Annotated in this window: 20 protein-coding genes; 7 read left to right on the top strand and 13 right to left on the bottom strand. The window is 38.9% G+C overall.

The annotated features are described in order from the left end of the window. The 5 genes from GSF09_RS07955 to GSF09_RS07935 all read right to left on the bottom strand — a co-directional run bounded on the left by GSF09_RS07955 (position 1) and on the right by GSF09_RS07935 (position 4,151). Positions 1-852: an endonuclease/exonuclease/phosphatase family protein gene (locus tag GSF09_RS07955; RefSeq protein ID WP_159800419.1), complete on the bottom strand. Its 852-nt coding sequence runs from the start codon at positions 850-852 to the stop codon at positions 1-3. Next, positions 852-1,169 carry a hypothetical protein gene (locus tag GSF09_RS07950; RefSeq protein ID WP_159800418.1) on the bottom strand — a complete coding sequence of 106 codons (318 nt, stop codon included), beginning with the start codon at positions 1,167-1,169 and terminating at the stop codon, positions 852-854. The genes GSF09_RS07955 and GSF09_RS07950 overlap by 1 nt, the downstream gene beginning before the upstream one ends. Before the next feature lie 44 nt (positions 1,170-1,213). Further along, positions 1,214-1,735: a hypothetical protein gene (locus GSF09_RS07945; RefSeq protein ID WP_159800417.1), complete on the bottom strand. Its 522-nt coding sequence runs from the start codon at positions 1,733-1,735 to the stop codon at positions 1,214-1,216. 42 nt (positions 1,736-1,777) lie between these two features. Continuing rightward, positions 1,778-3,043, bottom strand: coding sequence for a DEAD/DEAH box helicase (locus GSF09_RS07940; RefSeq protein WP_159800416.1), 1,266 nt, complete (start codon positions 3,041-3,043; stop codon positions 1,778-1,780). Between the two features lie 73 nt (positions 3,044-3,116). Then, positions 3,117-4,151: a formimidoylglutamase gene (locus GSF09_RS07935; protein WP_159800415.1), complete on the bottom strand. Its 1,035-nt coding sequence runs from the start codon at positions 4,149-4,151 to the stop codon at positions 3,117-3,119. Positions 4,152-4,252: 101 nt separating this feature from the next. Here GSF09_RS07935 and GSF09_RS07930 point away from each other — a divergent pair, with 101 nt between their 5' ends. Then, positions 4,253-5,128 (top strand): hypothetical protein, encoded by an 876-nt coding sequence (locus GSF09_RS07930; protein WP_159800414.1) that lies wholly within the window; start codon positions 4,253-4,255, stop codon positions 5,126-5,128. Positions 5,129-5,187: 59 nt separating this feature from the next. Here the strand turns inward: GSF09_RS07930 and hutI are convergent, their stop codons facing one another. Further along, positions 5,188-6,426, bottom strand: a complete 1,239-nt coding sequence (gene hutI, locus GSF09_RS07925; protein ID WP_159800413.1) for an imidazolonepropionase — start codon at positions 6,424-6,426, stop codon at positions 5,188-5,190. 71 nt (positions 6,427-6,497) lie between these two features. Here hutI and corA point away from each other — a divergent pair, with 71 nt between their 5' ends. Together corA and GSF09_RS07915 are read left to right on the top strand one after the other, a co-directional pair. Beyond that, the gene (corA, locus tag GSF09_RS07920; RefSeq protein WP_159800412.1) at positions 6,498-7,574 is read left to right on the top strand and encodes a magnesium/cobalt transporter CorA; all 1,077 of its coding nucleotides are present in this window, start codon (positions 6,498-6,500) and stop codon (positions 7,572-7,574) included. Position 7,575: 1 nt separating this feature from the next. Next, positions 7,576-8,271: a DUF1003 domain-containing protein gene (locus tag GSF09_RS07915; RefSeq protein WP_159800411.1), complete on the top strand. Its 696-nt coding sequence runs from the start codon at positions 7,576-7,578 to the stop codon at positions 8,269-8,271. Here GSF09_RS07915 and GSF09_RS07910 read toward each other — a convergent pair whose 3' ends face one another. From GSF09_RS07910 to GSF09_RS07890, 5 genes are all read right to left on the bottom strand, one after another. After that, positions 8,272-8,772 carry a GNAT family N-acetyltransferase gene (locus GSF09_RS07910; RefSeq protein WP_159800410.1) on the bottom strand — a complete coding sequence of 167 codons (501 nt, stop codon included), beginning with the start codon at positions 8,770-8,772 and terminating at the stop codon, positions 8,272-8,274. 27 nt (positions 8,773-8,799) lie between these two features. Further along, positions 8,800-9,819, bottom strand: a complete 1,020-nt coding sequence (locus GSF09_RS07905) for a M28 family metallopeptidase (protein ID WP_159800409.1) — start codon at positions 9,817-9,819, stop codon at positions 8,800-8,802. Between the two features lie 17 nt (positions 9,820-9,836). Then, positions 9,837-10,781, bottom strand: a complete 945-nt coding sequence (locus tag GSF09_RS07900; RefSeq protein WP_159800408.1) for a DUF3667 domain-containing protein — start codon at positions 10,779-10,781, stop codon at positions 9,837-9,839. A gap of 29 nt (positions 10,782-10,810) precedes the next feature. Beyond that, positions 10,811-11,545, bottom strand: coding sequence for a dienelactone hydrolase family protein (locus tag GSF09_RS07895; protein ID WP_236564859.1), 735 nt, complete (start codon positions 11,543-11,545; stop codon positions 10,811-10,813). 134 nt (positions 11,546-11,679) lie between these two features. Next, complete coding sequence (locus tag GSF09_RS07890; RefSeq protein ID WP_159800406.1) at positions 11,680-12,228, bottom strand: type 1 glutamine amidotransferase domain-containing protein; 549 nt, start codon at positions 12,226-12,228, stop codon at positions 11,680-11,682. 146 nt (positions 12,229-12,374) lie between these two features. Here GSF09_RS07890 and GSF09_RS07885 point away from each other — a divergent pair, with 146 nt between their 5' ends. Further along, positions 12,375-13,067 (top strand): DUF421 domain-containing protein, encoded by a 693-nt coding sequence (locus GSF09_RS07885; protein ID WP_159800405.1) that lies wholly within the window; start codon positions 12,375-12,377, stop codon positions 13,065-13,067. Between the two features lie 43 nt (positions 13,068-13,110). Here the strand turns inward: GSF09_RS07885 and GSF09_RS07880 are convergent, their stop codons facing one another. After that, entirely contained in the window at positions 13,111-14,262 is a 1,152-nt protein-coding gene (locus GSF09_RS07880) for a hypothetical protein (protein ID WP_159800404.1), read from the bottom strand. A gap of 140 nt (positions 14,263-14,402) precedes the next feature. On the opposite strand from GSF09_RS07880, the gene GSF09_RS07875 reads away from it, so the two are divergent. From GSF09_RS07875 to GSF09_RS07865, 3 genes are all read left to right on the top strand, one after another. Further along, complete coding sequence (locus GSF09_RS07875; protein ID WP_159800403.1) at positions 14,403-14,903, top strand: GNAT family N-acetyltransferase; 501 nt, start codon at positions 14,403-14,405, stop codon at positions 14,901-14,903. 84 nt (positions 14,904-14,987) lie between these two features. Beyond that, positions 14,988-15,350 (top strand): STAS/SEC14 domain-containing protein, encoded by a 363-nt coding sequence (locus GSF09_RS07870; RefSeq protein ID WP_159800402.1) that lies wholly within the window; start codon positions 14,988-14,990, stop codon positions 15,348-15,350. A 24-nt stretch (positions 15,351-15,374) separates the two neighbouring features. Continuing rightward, positions 15,375-15,884 (top strand): pyridoxamine 5'-phosphate oxidase family protein, encoded by a 510-nt coding sequence (locus GSF09_RS07865; protein ID WP_159800401.1) that lies wholly within the window; start codon positions 15,375-15,377, stop codon positions 15,882-15,884. Positions 15,885-15,937: 53 nt separating this feature from the next. Here GSF09_RS07865 and GSF09_RS07860 read toward each other — a convergent pair whose 3' ends face one another. Continuing rightward, positions 15,938-16,903 carry a YihY/virulence factor BrkB family protein gene (locus GSF09_RS07860; protein WP_159800400.1) on the bottom strand — a complete coding sequence of 322 codons (966 nt, stop codon included), beginning with the start codon at positions 16,901-16,903 and terminating at the stop codon, positions 15,938-15,940. Positions 16,904-17,008: the final 105 nt, after the last annotated feature.

Here is a 17,008-nt window from a genome sequence, read left to right as displayed (position 1 = left end):
TTACTCTGCCGGCTTTATAATTTCGAGCTCTGCATATACGGGAAGGTGGTCAGAAGGATAGCGGCAATTGTCAGAATCGCTTAAAACCGCATATTTTTTAACTTCAATACCCTTTTTAGGGATAAATATATAATCTATCCTGCGTGTAACGGGTTTATTAAACTCAAAAGCATTAAATGTACCCTGCGGGCCATAAGTAAAAGGGCTAACATTTTTTGCATCGTAAAGCTCCCCGGTGATTAATTGTATTGGGACACTTTCAGGTTCAAGGTTAAAATCGCCGGTTAGTACAAAAGGTAAATTCTGCTCATTTAGCTCCTGTATTTTGCTAAGAATAAGCCGGGCGCTTTCCATTCTTGCTGTTTCACCCACATGGTCAAAATGAGTATTAAATACCCAAAGCCTTTGTTTGGTTTTTATGTTTTCAAAAAGCCCGTAAGTGCATATCCTATTGTAGGCAGCGTCCCAGCCCAATGATGGCTTCTCAGGTGTTTGGGATAACCAGAAGGTAGATTGCCGCACTACCTTATATTTATTTATATCATAAAATATAGCCGAATATTCCCCGTTGGTTTTTCCATCATCCCTTCCCACTCCAACAGCATCATACTGGTTATTAAAGTACAGTAATAAGTATGCCATTTGTGACGGCAGGGCCTCCTGTACCCCAAAAAAATCAGGATGGTAAAACTGTAGTTGCTTTGCCAGCATTTCTTTACGGTTATCCCAGCGGTTTTCACCATCTGAAGCTATATCAAGCCTTATGTTATAGGTAATAACCTTTACCGTTTGTGCCTGTAAAGAGGCGGTGGCTATAAGCAAAAGAAAGATATATGTTTTAAGGCTGCACATTACCTTTTTCTTTTCCTGTGCACCAGCAATTTATTTATCACACTGTTTGTCATGGGGTCAGTGTCCATTTCATCACCAGTTACCAAAATCCCCTTTATGCCTGATTTTGATTCTATGCCATATACCGTAGCTTCATCTCCCGGATCTGTTTCACCCTCATAAAAATAAATATGGGTAACTTCAAAATCATCGTCGTTAAACTTTGCAGAGTTGCAAACCAAGCAGTTTTCATGAAGGTTAAAATCTTCAGTATAGCCTTTGGCTCTTAGTTCCTCTATAGCTTTGTAAACAGTGGCGTAGTGGTATTGTATATCCATTTGCTTAAAATTTAATACTATGTAAATTTAAGCAATTAAACGTATCAGGGTATAGAGGTTAGCCCGTAAAATTTGAATTTTCCGTTAACTTTTACAAACCGGAAAGAATGGCTTGTGCCGGTATGGTTTTTAGATAGTTCCCCCGGTTTGTAGGTTTCTACCCAAACCTCATAAAACTTTGTGTCTTTTGGAAAGGTTTTTGGCAATACCGGCGGCCTGAAATTTTTTACAGTTACCGAACTGAAGGAATAACCTTTTTTTGCCAGTGCCTTATATACGGGCGATGCTGTAAAATTTTTGCTGATAACCGCGAAGAAAAAGCCCGATGGCACAAAAACACCCCCCTGGCTGTATTCTGTTGGGCCAACACAATCCACACAGTCCAAATTGGCAAGGCTTACCGATTTAAAGCTTGCTTCATTGCCCTTTTCAAGAGCCTGAATAAGGGTAATAAAGGTTTCATCCAGTAAATCCCAGTCCTGCTTAACGCCAGAGGCGGCAGGCTTATTTTGCGCGTATAATGATAAGCCAATAAATAAAGCTATCAGTGCTATATTCCTTTTCATACTAAAAAATTTCAGCAGTAAAATTAAAATAAAAAACGCTGGTTAATACCAACGTTTTTTATTCTTTTTAGAAGCGTCTGACTTTCTTGATTTTGATTTTCCTGAACGCTGATTTGTTTTTTTATTCCTTAAATCAGGTTTTTGCTGTTCCGGTTTTTCTCCGGCTGTTTCTGCATAAGGATAAGGATGCCCGTCTATAACTTTTATCTTCATCCTGATAAGTTTTTCAATATCCTTCAGGTAAGGCAGTTCGTCCTTACTGCAAAACGATATTGCAAGCCCCTCGTTACCGGCTCTTCCTGTCCGGCCAATGCGGTGCACGTAGGTTTCAGGTATATTGGGTAGGTCAAAATTAATTACATACGGCAGGCTTTCAATATCTATTCCCCTGGCGGCAATATCGGTAGCTACCAGTACCGAAATTTCCTTATTTTTAAAAGCATCCAGCATTCTCTGCCTTGCGCTTTGCGATTTATCCCCGTGTATAACCCCGGCCTCAACACCGTTTTTCTTTAATGCCTTTACTACATTATCAGCCCCGTGTTTAGTACGGGTAAACACCAATACGTTAGAAAGGTTTTCATTGCGTATAAGGTGGTACAGTAATTTGCGTTTATCCGCTTTATCCACATTGTAAAGCTGCTGTTTTACTTTTTCAGCGGTAGAAGATACAGGTGCTACCGATACATATTTGGGGTTGGTAAGGAAAGTATCTGCCAGTTCGCGTATGGCAATAGGCATAGTGGCTGAAAACAATAATGTTTGCCTGTTATCAGGTGTCAGCTTTATAATTTTCTTTACATCATTTATAAAACCCATATCCAGCATAAGGTCTGCTTCATCAAGCACAAGGTGGTGCAGGTGGTCAAGGTTTATAAAGCCCTGCTTGTGTAAATCAAGCAGGCGTCCCGGTGTTGCAATAAGCACATCAACGCCTTTTTTAAGCTGGTCAACCTGTGGTGTCTGGTTAACCCCGCCAAAAATAGTTAGCTGCCTTATATTAGTATATTTACCGTAGGTATCAAAACTTTCACCTACCTGTAATGCAAGCTCGCGTGTAGGGGTAATAACAAGTGTGCGTATATACTTCACTTTTTTTGCAGAACCTACTATATGGTGCAACGAGTTAAGTATAGGTATGGCAAAAGCTGCTGTTTTTCCTGTTCCAGTCTGCGCACAGCCCACAAGGTCGTTTTCTTCCAGTATTACAGGAATTGCCTGCTGTTGTATTGGTGTGGGCAATTCATAACCCTCATCCAAAAGGGCCTGTTCTATATTGCGCAGTAAATTAAGATCTTTAAATGTCATGTATAAATAATGTGTTAAGCACTAATTAGTTAATGCTTAGAGGTTACAAAGGTAGGTTAAATAAATTAAAAGCCTAATCTGCTGCCCTTGCTTTCATAAAATCGGTAATTAAGTAAGCAATTAGCTTTCCTGTAAGGTGGTTGTTTTTTTCATTATCCAGGCTTGGCGCACCTTCGCAAATATGCAGATAGGAAGCCTGCCTGCTTTTCCCGAAATAATTTATAAACTGCCTTACCTTTTCAATACTGAAACCCGTTGGTGTAATTGCGCTGCTTGCAATATTTGGTAGGGCATCAAGGTCAATTTCAATACCAAAAGGCTCATCTTCAATAAATCCCAGTGCATGACCCAATTCATCCGAAAGGCTTTTTTCCTTGCGTACGGCTATCTGCTCATAAGTATTGTACTTTACACGGTCTGACAGCTTTTTTATATTTTCCATTACCGCTTTAGAAGTGTAATTTTCATGCAGCCCAAATATGAAATATTTTTTAAGGAAGCCTTCTTCAAAAGCGTAGGAAAATCCGTTGCCGCTATGCCTGCCTTCCAGTATCCTGAAATCGGAATGGGCATCAAAATTTATTGCATTTACAGGGCGGCCTTTGGCTAAGGCTGTACCTTTTATATTGCCGTAGGCATTATTGTGCCCCCCGCCAATTACTACAGGAATTTTACCGGCATTTATAATCTGGCATATACTATGCGAAACTTCCTTATCTATCACCTTAACTAGTTCCGACAGTTTTTTACGGTCTTCTTTTACGGCAGCATTAAGTGTAGAAGCTTCCTCCATTTCTTTTGAGGTATCAATTTGCCCTAAGATAAGCATGTTACTGCCTTTGCAAAATTTATTATGCTGCAGGTTTACAATAGCTTTAATAGCCGATTCCCAGGCTGATGAAGCACCGGCACGGCCAAAGTTTGCCCGTACACCAATATCTTCGGGTATGCCAAGCACAACAAATTGAGCGTCAGAATTTTTTAAGTTTTCGGCTATTGAGCCTGAAGATTGAATTGTATGAATCCTCTCACCAAATTTAACTTCCCCGCTTCGGTGCTGTGTGTATTTAGAGAGGTCGTTTTCTGTAAACCTTATTATGTTTTCCATAGCTTTTTAAGTACATTCAAAAATAATATTTTCAGATAAAATTTCGTTAAAATGAAAAGGAGAAATTAAAATATATATAAATTTGAGAAAATTTTTTTAGCATGGAACAACAAAGAAGCAATTCAAGTTTAAAAGCCATTATTGTAGTGCTTGCCATACTGCTGGTAGGTAGTTTGGCCTATATGTATAAAATGAGCAGCGAAAGTGAAAAAGCAGAAAAAGTTTACAAATCTGACAAAGAACAACTTTTGGCTGACCTAAAGGAAGCAAGGGATAGCTATGATGCAGCTATAGCTGATAATTCAGGACTTAAAAGTGAGTTACAGGCTGAAAGGGATAAAATTGAAAAGCTGATGGCTGAAGTGGAAAAATGGAAAGGCGATGCCAATTCATTAAGGAAATTTAAAGATGATTACAGCAGGCTTAAGCGTGAAATGGATAAGCTGATGGCAGAGAATAAACAGCTTAAAGAACAAAATGCCATGCTTACCAGTGAGCGCGACAGTACCATGACAGCACTTGATGAGTCAAGAAGGTATGCCGATACACTGGTTACACAAAATGAAAACCTTAGCAAAACTGTTGAGAAAGCCAGCAAGCTGACTATATTAAACGTTAAGGCAGAGCCTTTTAAAGAAAGGAATTCCGGCAAGCTGGTTGCTACTGATAAAGCAAGGCGTGTTGATAAGATTAAAATTAGTTTTACCATAGCAGCCAATGAAGTGGCACAGTCTGGTGAAAGAATGTATTATGTGCAGATTATTGACAGCAAAAACAATGTTTTAGGCGAAAAGAAAAATGAAGTTTTTGGTGAGTATAATTTAACTTACAGCTTTACCACAAATGTGAGCTATGACAATAAAACCGTAAATGTAAACGAAACACTTTCAGGTAAAGATTTTGAAAAAGGGCTTTATTATGTAAACCTTTTTGACAAGGATAAACTTGTGGGCAGTTCAACATTCACGTTGAGATAAAATTTAATGAAAAAAAAGGGAGTTTAAACTCCCTTTTTTTTCATTAAATTTTATGCAGGTTACTTTATAATTTCACCCTCTATAATTACACTGTCAATCAGGTTGCTGCCAAAGGCATATGGTAACTGGTAATAGGAGGTAAGGGGTTTTGTAATTATAACATTAGCCCTTTTGCCTTTAGTTATGCTTCCATGTGTTTTGGAAATACCCATGGCATAAGCCCCGTTTAGGGTAGCTGCATTTATAGCTTCTTCCGGAGTCATTTTCATTTTTATACAGGCTGTTGCCACTACAAGGTTCATATTGCCTGATGGTGTTGTGCCGGGGTTAAAATCGGTAGCAAGAGCCAAAGGCAGCCCATTGTCCAGCATTTTACGGGCAGGTGTGTATGGTATGCTGATAAAGAAAGAGCATGATGGCAAAGCTACAGGTATGGTATTGCTGTTTTTTAAAACTTCAATATCCTCATCAGTTACAATTTCAAGATGGTCAACAGATAATGCACCATGCTTTACGCAGGCTTCAATACCGCCAATGGCGGTAAACTGGTTTACATGTATTTTGGCCTGCAAGCCATATTTTTTTCCGGCCTCTATAATTTGCTCCGTTTCCTCAACCGAAAAGTAGCCTGTTTCGCAAAAGGCATCAATATAATTGGCAAGTTGTTCTTTTGCAATAACAGGCAGCATTTCATTTATTATTATATCAACGTAGCCTTTATGGTTTTCCTTAAACTCTTTTGGAAAAGCATGTGCGCCTAAAAAAGTGGCCTTTATGGCAACAGGGTATTCTTCCTTAAGCCTTTTTATAACGCGCAGCATCTTTAGTTCACCTTCCACAGTAAGCCCATAGCCTGATTTTATTTCTACCGCGCCGGAGCCTAACCGCATCACTTCCTCAAGGCGTTGGCACGATTGCAGGTATAAATCTTCTTCACTGGTTTCATTCAGTTTCTTTGCCGAATTGAGTATGCCGCCGCCGCGTGCTGCAATTTCCTCATAGGTCAACCCGTTTATCCGGTCTACAAATTCCTGCTCCCGGTTTCCTGCATAAACAATATGTGTGTGGCTGTCGCACCATGCGGGTAATACGGTTTTTCCGGTGGCATCTATAGTACTGGCTGCATTAACTTCAGGGCAACTATCCATTGTACCAAAATCGGTTATGTTGTTGCCTTCTATTAATAACCAGGCACTTTCCAGTTTTGGCAGGGTTGCCATTTCCTTTCCTGCAATTTTATCAGTTCCGGGTTCCCTTACCTGTAGTAATTCTTTAATATTTTTAATAAGTATGTTCATTACACTAAACTTTTTGTAAAAATAGAATGGATTTTAAAAAACTCCTATATTTATACAAACAAATGCAGTACATGAGAAGGATAAAATACCGTAAAGTACGCAAAGTACAGCCTTATAATTTTGAATATACAGGAAGTTATACTACCGAACCTGTACAGGTACAGCTTTTTTTATATAATGAAGAGGGTTATAAGGAGTTTGTAAATATTTCCCCGGAAAATGCCCAGCAGGAGTGCAATGCAAACCCGCAGGATGTTAAATGGCTTAATGTGCATGGGCTGCATGATGTTAATCTTATAAAAAAGATAGCAGGCCAACTGCAGATTGATAACATGGTTGTGGGCGATATCCTGAATACTTCCCGCCGCACGCGTATTGAAGAACTTGGGGATACACTTTTTTTCAGCGTGAAGTCAGTATTGCCGGAAGAGGAGGAAGGAGTGATTATAACAGAACAGATAAGTTTTTTGCTTACAGGCAGCCTTATTATTTCTTTTCAGGAAAAGAAAAGTGATTATTTTACACACATACGCGAACGTATAAGGACGGGCACAGGCATAATAAGAAAGAAAAAGAATGATTACCTGTTGTACCTTATGCTTGATGCCATAATGGAAAATTATTTTATAACCATTGAGAAGTTTGAAGACCGTATTGAGGTGCTAAATACCGAGGCTAAGACAAATGTAAAAGCTGATTTAGTAGCCAAGATTGAGAGGGGAAGGGAAAACCTTAATTACCTTAAACGCTCACTCAATCCGCTTAGGGAAGCACTGTACAAGCTAAAGGATACTGAGGACGATGAGGAATATGAAAATATTGGCAAAGCCAGCCGCACTTTTTTTGCAAGGCTTTATCAAAAAAGCCTTGAGTTATTAGACCAGGTGGAATATGACCTGAACTCGCTGGACAGTATTTCAAATTTTCATTATTCGGCGCAAAGCCAGCGTATGAACCAGATAATGAAAACCCTTACCATATTTTCGGTTATTTTTATGCCGCTCACTTTTATTGTGGGGGTATATGGGATGAACTTTGAAAACATACCCGAACTGCACACCCAAAACGGCTATTATATAACCCTGGGCGTAATGGTTTTAATAGCAATAGTTATGATAATTTATTTTAAAAGAAAAGACTGGTTTTAATATGCAGAAGTTTATAAGCGATATTTCCGGAAAGGAATTCCCTGCTAAGGAAAGGGTGATGGCAAGACTGGTAAGAAAACCAATATTGGATATTATACAAAAAGACCATCCTGATTTTAATGTTACCTGCAGCCTTTCGATGGCTGAGCTTAACCATTACAGGGAAAGGTATATTTCTGATTTTCTTACTAAGGAGATGGGGGAGCTTTCCCAAATGGAGAATAAAGTACTGGATTCACTTAAAAACCGTACGCTGCTTGCCGATAAACTTGAAGATGAGGCAGGAACCTCTACATTTGGTCAGCGAGTGGCCGATAAAGTAGCCGACTTTGGCGGAAGCTGGACATTTATTATATCTTTTGTAACCTTTTTACTGATATGGATTGCGGTAAATATCTTCTTTCTTGCCAATAAAGGGTTTGACCCTTACCCGTTTATATTGCTTAACCTTATACTTTCGTGTATTGCAGCATTACAGGCTCCTGTTATTATGATGAGCCAAAACAGGCAGGAAGAGAAAGACAGGGAAAGGGCAAAAAACGATTATATGGTAAACTTGAAGTCAGAACTCGAAATACGCATGCTGCATGAAAAGCTGGATCACCTTATCCTGCACCAGGAACAGTCGCTTATTGAGATACAGAGGGTTCAGATTGACATGATGAATGATATACTGGCGCGTATGGACAAAAAGTAATTATAATAGTACCTGCATTATTAATACATCAAGCCAGCGGTTAAATTTATATCCTGCCTGTTTTATAATACCTGCTTCTGTAAAGCCATGCTTTTTATGAAAGTAAATACTGGCATGGTTATCAGCATCAATAAGCCCTATCATGCAGTGTACGTGTTGAGATTTTGCATGTTGCAGCAGCGCAAGCATTAATAAATTTCCAATACCTTTTCCTGAATAACTTTCTGCCGTATATACAGAATGTTCTACAGTATGCCTGTAACCGTCTTTTTGCTTAAAATTGCCATATGAGGCATAGCCTGTTATTTGCCCTGAAACATCATGTGCTAAAAATACAGGAAAAGCTGCCTGCTGCTTTTCGTTAAGCCATGTTTCCATATACTGCATGTTTTTTGGCTCATAGTCATAAACTGCCGTAGTGTGCAGTATGTTATAGTTTATAATACTCAATATTCCGGGTAAGTCGTTAGGTGTAGCCTCCCTTATAGTTATAGTATCCATACTAAAAACAGCAATACTGGCTTATAATTATTTTCCGTCTTTATCAACTACAGGGCGGTTTTCCCTGTTAGCCAGTTCCCATGCGGTAACAAAAGCAAGCTGCGCCCTTTTTGCAAGCAGGTCATATTCAATTTTATCAGGAGTATCTGTAGGCATGTGGTAATCAGCATGTACACCGTTAAAATAAAATATAATAGGAATACCTTTCTTGGCAAAATTATAATGGTCTGACCTGTAGTAAAACTGGTTAGGGTCATTTCTGTCATTATATTTGTAATCAAGTTCCAGGCGGGTATATTTTTTATTGGCTTCCTCATTAATGTTATGCAGTTCTGTACTAAGGCGGTCAGAGCCTATAACATACACATAATTTCCATTATCCTTGTGGTTGTTATCCCTGCGCCCAATCATGTCAATATTGAGGTCGGCAATGGTACTGTCAATAGGGAACAGTGGATTTTCCGAATAATAGCGTGAACCGTGCAGGCCGTGTTCTTCACCTGTTACGTGAAGGAAAAGTATTGAGCGTTTAGGGCCGTAACCCTCTTTTTTGGCTTCCATAAATGCCTGGGCTATTTCAAGCAATGCAACCGTGCCCGAACCATCATCATCGGCACCATTGTAAACTTCGCCGTTTTTCATGCCCACGTGGTCATAATGGGCAGAAATAACTAATACTTCTTCAGGTTTTTCCGTCCCTTTTATATAAGCCCAGATATTTTCGGAGTCGTTTAAGCGTGGGCTAAATGGCCTTACCATAAATGCTGAAGGTACTTTCTGGTAAAAACTGCCAGCTTTTTCTGGATAGGAAATATTATTTTTTTCATATTGTGAAATCAAATATTCGCCTGCTTTTTTTTGTCCAGGCTCGCCGGTATTGCGCCCTTCCATTTCATCTGATGCTACTATGTAAAGATGTTTTTTAAGGTCTTCTGCCGATATGGTATTCATATATTTGTTTACATCTGCCTTGGTATAGTCCTTAACTTTTGTGCTACTGCATGACAGTACAAAAAGAGAAAGGGAAAGTATCGCAATTTTTTTCATTATCATCTGGGTTTTAATTAGTCAATATGGTATATAGTATATATTGCTATAGCTATTAAAATTATGTTTAAAAAAATAAAGTTTATAATAAATAAAGCCAAACTTTTAAGCCTTGATATGGTTTTTGTTTCGCCATACATCCTGCTATGGGAACGGAAGAAGTAATAAAACCCGTAAAGCATTGCAACAATTACCATAAAAGAACTTAAGGCATCTGATATTGACGTACTGAAAACAGAACTTACAAGCCAGTCGAATAAAAGGCATAGTGTTACCAATAATAACAACAGCGAAAAGTAATGAAGGGTAAAAATACCGTGGTCAAAAAAATACCAGCGCTTTTTACCATGAAAAAGCCACAGTAAAAACGCAAAAAAAGGCATATATAAAAACAGGGCCTTTGGCATGGTATGGAAAAACACTTCTGCAAACTGTTTTCCCGTAAGGTTTTTTTCTGAAAGTTCCAGTATACTTTTACCCAGCTTATATTGCATGGGCGGTAGTTTTTTATCTTCGGGCAGGACAGCCTGTTTTTGTATAAAATCTTCTTTTGAAGTATAGGTTTTATCCCAAAGGGTAATTTCCTGGCTATGTGCCATTTCCTTATTTGCAGTTGTAATTTCTTCTTCATGTTCACGATTCTGGTACCCGTCAAGAAAAATTAAAAGGAAAAAAGTAACAAAGCTGATAAATATGTAAAGTTTTACAGGCGGTACATACATTTGCCTGCGTCCTGCAAGATATTCTTTTGTAAGTTTTGCAGGGCGGAATAAAAGATATTTAATAGTCTTCCAGAAGGCATTGTCATAATGCGTAAAATCTTCTGCAAAGTGTGTTATAAGATGAATGAACGACTGCCTGGTTTCCACGTTTTTTTGCCCGCAGTTAGAGCAGTAGGCTAAATCTACAGTATAACCGCAGTTTTCGCAATTCTTATCTGTCCTTAAATGGTGCTTACCCATACAGTATATTGGCTAATTGAAAAAGAATGTTATTCGCTCAGTATTTCATCCAGAAACAGCATAAAATGCTGCCAGCTTCTCCTGTCGGCAGTTTCATTATAGGCAGCACCCTTAGAGTTGTCGTTACCTGCTTCTTTTTCGGTAAAAGCATGCACTGCATCCGAATAATATATCATTTGCCAATCGGCTTTGCCATCGCGCATTTCCTTTTGGAATGATTCAATATCCTTTTGCGGCACATAAGGGTCATCAGCCCCATGAAGCACTAAAACCTTTGTACGTATTTTTCCGTTGGGCCTGGAGGCATCTTTACCCAACCCGCCATGAAAGCTCGCCACACCTCTTACACCAAGGCCGGCGCGGACAGCTTCAAGAGCGCCTATACCGCCAAAACAATAACCTATTATTACAAGGTTTTCCGGGCTTGCCCCTGATTTTATAAGCTCATCAAGCGCAAGCGAAATCCTTTTTTGGTATTCTTTATAATTGGTTTTATAATATCCTGCTATTTTTCCGGCTTCTTCGGTTGTTGAAGGGTAATTGCCTTCACCATAAATATCGGCAATAAAAGCATGATAACCGGCATCGGCAAGTTTTTGGGCCACCTCCTTAGAGTGGGTGCTTATACCTTTCCAGGCAGGCAGTATAAGTATTCCCGGATTTTCGGGTAATGCTTTTACAGGTTTTGCAGCATAGCCGTTAAGCTTTTGGCTACCGTCTTTATAAGCAACTGCTTTTAGCTGCGCATAACCGGGTAAAGCCATAAGGATTAAGGTTATGCATGTAAAATATTTCTTCATAAATAAAGGTGGATGATTTAAATGTAAAAATATAAAAAAAAGAAAGCTTTTATGCATTACACATAAAAGCTTTCGGTGAATTAAAGTAGTAACCTTAATTATGCTCTTTGCAACTCGTGCTTACCTTCTTTAATTTCTTCTACCATTTTTTTGTTGAATGCAGGAAGGTCGTTAGGGTTACGGCTGGTAACAAGGCCGTTATCAACCACTACTTCTTTATCTACCCATTTTGCACCGGCATTTTCAAGGTCTTTCCTTACAGATGGGAATGATGTAAGTTCCCTGCCATCTACCACTTCAGCATTAATTAAAAGCTGCGGGCCATGGCATATTGCCGCTACAGGCTTATGTTCTTTAAAAAAGTCTTTTACAAAGCTTATTGCTTTTTCTTCCCTCCTTAGCAGGTCTGGGTTTATAACGCCTCCTGGCAGTACGAGGGCATGATAATCTCCAGATGTTACTTCATCAAGGGTTTTATCCACTTTATATTCATCACCCCAGTCTTTTTCAGCCCAAGCTTTAATTGAACCTGATTTTAAGCTGACAATATGTGCTGTCCAGCCTTGTTCTTCAAGATATTCTTTTGGTGATTTAAGTTCGCTTTCTTCAAAACCGTCAGTTGCCAGTATAGCTACTTTCTTGCTCATGATTTTAATTTTTTTGATTAGTAATTTTTACAGTTATAAAATTACCATTTAGATGGTTATACGTGTTTTAATACACTACTAAAGTTGTGCTAATATTTGTTAACGCTGCTGGGAAAAGTAGTATTTTTAAAACAGATTTTATTTATATGGATGAAATATTTGAATGGAAAAGGGTGCTGCTGAATGACCTGCCCATAACATTTGTACTGGAAGTAATTTTCCGCACTGTTGTAATGTTCATAGTTGTTTTGCTTACGCTTAAGTTTACCGGTAAACGTGGGGTAAAACAGCTTTCTATATTTGAGGTGGTAATTATCATTTCGCTGGGTTCGGCAGCAGGGGACCCTATGTTTTATGAAGATGTAGGGCTTATACCTGCCATAATGGTTTTTATGTGCATACTCGCCATGTACAGGAGTGTTACCTGGCTGTTGGGTAAAAGCAAGCGGTTTGAAAATTTTATTGAAGGCAAAACCAAATGTATTATTGAAGACGGGCAGTTTTCATTATCAAGCTTTGAAAAGGAAGATTTGGCGCAGGACGAGTTTTTTGCAGAACTCAGGCTAAAATCGGTTGAGCACCTGGGGCAGGTGAGGTATGCCTATATAGAAACAAACGGAGCCATAAGTATTTATTTTTATGAAGATAAAGATATAAAATATGGCCTGCCAATACGCCCCCAGTTGTTTAACCTAAAAACCAGAAATATACCAAAGTCAGGCGTTTACGCCTGCACTTTTTGTGCTAATATACAGCAACTGGAGCCTGTTGCTGCCAACTGCTCTGTATGCGGCAGGGATGAATGGGCAGAAGCCATAAATACTAAACGTATTGTATAAAAAAAGCACCGCAGTACGCGGTGCTTTTTTCGAATATAATAAATTAACCTCTTGAACGTCCTGAGCCTGATTGCCTTGATGGCGAACTTTGCCTTGGCTGGGGCTGTGAGCTTCTTATTGTAGATGAACTTCTTGAACTGGAAGGTGTACTTCTTACTGCCGGGGCACTGCTTCTTGCCGGTGCAGAACTTCTAACGGTATTACCGCTCCTGGCCGGCTGTGTACGGCTTCTTTCATAAGAAGGGCTTGTCCTTGTTATTGTACTGCTGCTCCTTGCAGGTGTAGCGGCCGGCCTTGAAGGAGTTGTGCTTCTTACTGAAGTATTTGTCCTTTGCGGCGTTGTTATGCTGCTATTCCTTGTGGCACTGGTATTGCTTAACCTTGTGCCTGAATTTCTTGATGAATTGTTATAAGATGTCCTGGTTGCAGGAACTGAATTGCGCGTTGCAGAAGTTGTCCTTGTTTGTTCAAGCGCATACCTGTTTGTAGAAGACGTCCTGCTGGTAAATGAATTATCCGGATTTTGTCTTTCATAGGCATTTGCCCTTCTTCCGCTGTATAATGCCACAGCCCTTGAGCTTCTTCCGCCGTTTACATAGTTATAATTATTCCTTGTATTTATATGTACATGTATATGGTTCCTGTACCTGTAAGCAGGGTAGGGTGCCCAATAAGTATAATATACAGGGTAATAACCCCAATACCATGGCGAGTAATATGGCCTGTAGCTGCTTGCCCAAAACACATCATAAATTAATGGCCTGCTAACATAAACGGGCTCATATATATAGTTCGGCCCATACATATAAACATCGCCCACAACCTGAACCTGTACATTGTTATACCTGTCTCTTTCCACTTCAATAGTAGCTACATCCTGAAAGGTGTCAATACCCAAAACAGATTGCAGTATAATTACGTGCGTGTTATTTTCTGTTACTTCAATAACCCTTAAATAATCTACCCTGTTATCACCGTTAAGGTCAAGGTTTGATATTTGCAGTTCCGGGTCATTAAGCTTTCTTTCAAAATCTTCAAGGTCGCGCGATTCTCCAAATATGGAGGCTACAGCCTTCAGGTTCAGGTTATCGCTTATATCGTAGCTGTTAGCCCGCACAGTAGTAACATCCTGTGCAAATGCATTGCTTAAGGTAAGCAGTGTAAAAACGGCTATATGTAGTAAATAAGTTTTCATGATTTTAGGTAATTATAGTGCCTTTGTATAAAAGTTTTGTTGTTTGCTTACCATAAACCAATTACTGTGCCAATAATTTTTTTGAGTACCTTTATACTAAGGAAAGCCTTTTAAATAAAGCAGTCGCAAAATATAAATTTATGGAAGTAAGAAGGATAACAGATAATGATGTAAACTTAATTAACCAGCTTGCAGGCAGGGTATGGGAGCCAACCTATAGGCATATACTCAGTAAAGAGCAATTGGATTACATGTTTGGCATGATGTACAGCCCTGAAAGTATTTTACGTCAGTTAACACAAAACAGGCATGAATTTCTGTTATTACAGGATAATGGTGTATATCTTGGCTTCGCTTCTTATGAAATAAATTACCGTACCGGCGTTACAAAAATCCATAAACTATACATTATGCCCGAAGCCCAGGGCAAAGGTGCCGGAAGTATTTTAACCAACGCTATTGAGAAAGCCGCCAAGGCTGCCGGCAATAGTGTTTTAACCTTAAACGTTAACCGGTTTAATAGCGCACTACAGTTTTATACTAAAACCGGATTTATAAAAACCGGCGAAGAGGACATTGATATAGGGCAGGGATACCTTATGGAAGATTATATTATGGAAAAGCAACTGCATGATTTATAATAACTTTCAGAATTATTATGATTACACTAACATGCGTTTAATAAGGTAAAGGGTAAATTAGTATAAACTTTAAACCCTTGTACTATGATAACGCAAATTACCGGATTGCCGGAAAATATGGTTGGCTTCCGCTCTGAAGGCGAAGTAACCAAAGACGATTTTGAAATTGTAAAGCAACAGGTAGCTTCACTGGTAGAAAAAACAGGGAAACTAAACTACCTTTTGTTTCTTGATAATTCTCCAAAAGACTTTACAATGGGCGCATGGCTGCAGGATGCGCTGCTGGGTATTAACCACATTACCAAATGGAACCGTGCTGCTATTGTATCAGATTCTGATGCAGTTATAGAATTTACGGATGCATTCAGTAAAGTAATGCCGGGTGAATTCCGTGGCTTTCACAAAGCAGATTATAATAGTGCGGTAAATTGGGTTTCAGGAAAATAAATAACTAATTAAAAATAAAAAGCTATGGGAAATCATAAAGATTTATTCAGTAAAGAAGCTGTTGCCAAAATAAAGGAAATGGCAGAAGATATTAAAATGTGCATGTTTTGCACAGAACTTTCGGTAAGGCCGATACCAACAAGGCCAATGGCAGTGCAGGAGGTGGATGATGAAGGGAATATATGGTTCATCAGTTCTGCAAAAAGCAATAAGAATTTTGAAATTAAGCATGATGAGGATGTACAGCTTATTTTTGCAAAAAATGCTGATGCCCATTTTTTATCGCTTTTTGGCAAAGCAGTAATTTACCGTGATAAAGCACATATTGATGAGGTGTGGACACCTATTGCAAAAACATGGTTTGAAGAAGGAAAGGAAGACCCGGATGTAACTGTGATTAAGGTTGCGCCTGAAGATGCCTATTACTGGGATACAAAAAGTGGAAAAATGATATCGCTTATTAAATGGGCAGCGGGTGCAATATTAGGCAAAGGAGTAGATGATAACAGCCTTGAAGGCAGGCTAAAAGTTTAATAGCCTATAAATTAAAAAAAATGCCATCCCGATAAAACGGGATGGCATTTTTTTTAGCTGTTATTATCTTCTTTGCGTTCTTTGGCGGGTATTGCATCAACTATCTTTTCAACTTCCTTTTGCTCTACATAAACCGCATATTCTGATGGGCGTATTTGCGCCCCTATAAAATTGGCATAGGCTTTTGTAAATTCAGCACCGAAGTACAATATGGCAGCGGTGTAATATACCCACAGCAATATTATTATGATAGAACCTGCCGCGCCATAGGGCGAGCCTGCACCCGTTGTTTCTATATATACACCTATAAGGTAACGCCCAAGCATAAAAAGGCATGCCGTAAAAAAGGCACCGGCCCTAACGTCTTTCCAGGCAATGTACGCATCGGGCAGTACTTTAAATATTACCCCGAAAAGCACCGTTATAACAAAAAAGCTAATGGCTATATTTATAATGTTTACCAGTACAAGTGTTATGTCAGGAAAATACTGGTGCAGTATATCACTTAAAGCCAAAAGTAACCCGTTTATAATAAGGGTAACAATTAATAAAAATCCGAGCCCCACAATTATAGAACCCGAACGTAACCTGTCTTTTAGCAGCTTTAGCCAACCTTTTTTAGGCTTAGCCCTTATTTTCCAGATTATATTTATGGAGTCCTGTATTTCGGCAAAAACGGTAGTGGCACCTATAACCAGTGTAATTGCACCTATAATTACCGAAAAGGTTGTTTTACCTGATAATTTCAGGTTACTTATAATTTCCTGAACCTGCCCTGCGGCCTTATCGCCAATCAATCCGTTAATTTCTGAAAAGACTCTTCCCTCAATAGCTTCATTGCCAAAAAAAGCACCTGCCAACGATATTACAAGTAAAAGCAGGGGAGCCATGGAAAAAACCGTGTAGTACGAAAGCGAAGCACTTAATTTAAGCCCTTTGTCTTCCATAAAACCCATAAAGGCTTCTTTTAATATTGAAAAACTGTTTTTAAAAAACTGCCTGCTGAAAATTTTTGCCATAGTGTGGAAATTATTTACCCATAAAAGTAAATATTGAACAGGCTAAAAGCTATTTTATTAACATATCTATATAACTATTTGTATAGGAAAATCCTTGTTTAAATG

It is taken from the genome of Flavobacterium sp. MK4S-17 (genome assembly GCF_009848495.1).
Lineage (GTDB): Bacteria > Bacteroidota > Bacteroidia > Flavobacteriales > Flavobacteriaceae > Flavobacterium.
Note: the sequence above shows the minus strand (reverse complement) of the source record. Positions and strands in the feature narration are given on the sequence as shown.

Excerpts from the sequence above, each read along its gene's own strand:
- GSF09_RS07890 (WP_159800406.1), bottom strand. The coding sequence starts at position 12,228 with ATGAGCAAGAAAGTAGCTATACTGGCAACTGACGGTTTTGAAGAAAGC.
- GSF09_RS07900 (WP_159800408.1), bottom strand. The coding sequence starts at position 10,781 with ATGGGTAAGCACCATTTAAGGACAGATAAGAATTGCGAAAACTGCGGT.
- GSF09_RS07950 (WP_159800418.1), bottom strand. The coding sequence starts at position 1,169 with ATGGATATACAATACCACTACGCCACTGTTTACAAAGCTATAGAGGAA.
- GSF09_RS07930 (WP_159800414.1), top strand. The coding sequence starts at position 4,253 with ATGGAACAACAAAGAAGCAATTCAAGTTTAAAAGCCATTATTGTAGTG.
- GSF09_RS07860 (WP_159800400.1), bottom strand. The coding sequence starts at position 16,903 with ATGGCAAAAATTTTCAGCAGGCAGTTTTTTAAAAACAGTTTTTCAATA.
- GSF09_RS07880 (WP_159800404.1), bottom strand. The coding sequence starts at position 14,262 with ATGAAAACTTATTTACTACATATAGCCGTTTTTACACTGCTTACCTTA.
- corA (WP_159800412.1), top strand. The coding sequence starts at position 6,498 with ATGAGAAGGATAAAATACCGTAAAGTACGCAAAGTACAGCCTTATAAT.
- GSF09_RS07865 (WP_159800401.1), top strand. The coding sequence starts at position 15,375 with ATGGGAAATCATAAAGATTTATTCAGTAAAGAAGCTGTTGCCAAAATA.
- GSF09_RS07885 (WP_159800405.1), top strand. The coding sequence starts at position 12,375 with ATGGATGAAATATTTGAATGGAAAAGGGTGCTGCTGAATGACCTGCCC.
- GSF09_RS07910 (WP_159800410.1), bottom strand. The coding sequence starts at position 8,772 with ATGGATACTATAACTATAAGGGAGGCTACACCTAACGACTTACCCGGA.
- GSF09_RS07945 (WP_159800417.1), bottom strand. The coding sequence starts at position 1,735 with ATGAAAAGGAATATAGCACTGATAGCTTTATTTATTGGCTTATCATTA.
- GSF09_RS07940 (WP_159800416.1), bottom strand. The coding sequence starts at position 3,043 with ATGACATTTAAAGATCTTAATTTACTGCGCAATATAGAACAGGCCCTT.
- hutI (WP_159800413.1), bottom strand. The coding sequence starts at position 6,426 with ATGAACATACTTATTAAAAATATTAAAGAATTACTACAGGTAAGGGAA.
- GSF09_RS07955 (WP_159800419.1), bottom strand. The coding sequence starts at position 852 with ATGTGCAGCCTTAAAACATATATCTTTCTTTTGCTTATAGCCACCGCC.
- GSF09_RS07895 (WP_236564859.1), bottom strand. The coding sequence starts at position 11,545 with ATGGCTTTACCCGGTTATGCGCAGCTAAAAGCAGTTGCTTATAAAGAC.
- GSF09_RS07905 (WP_159800409.1), bottom strand. The coding sequence starts at position 9,819 with ATGAAAAAAATTGCGATACTTTCCCTTTCTCTTTTTGTACTGTCATGC.
- GSF09_RS07875 (WP_159800403.1), top strand. The coding sequence starts at position 14,403 with ATGGAAGTAAGAAGGATAACAGATAATGATGTAAACTTAATTAACCAG.
- GSF09_RS07935 (WP_159800415.1), bottom strand. The coding sequence starts at position 4,151 with ATGGAAAACATAATAAGGTTTACAGAAAACGACCTCTCTAAATACACA.
- GSF09_RS07915 (WP_159800411.1), top strand. The coding sequence starts at position 7,576 with ATGCAGAAGTTTATAAGCGATATTTCCGGAAAGGAATTCCCTGCTAAG.
- GSF09_RS07870 (WP_159800402.1), top strand. The coding sequence starts at position 14,988 with ATGATAACGCAAATTACCGGATTGCCGGAAAATATGGTTGGCTTCCGC.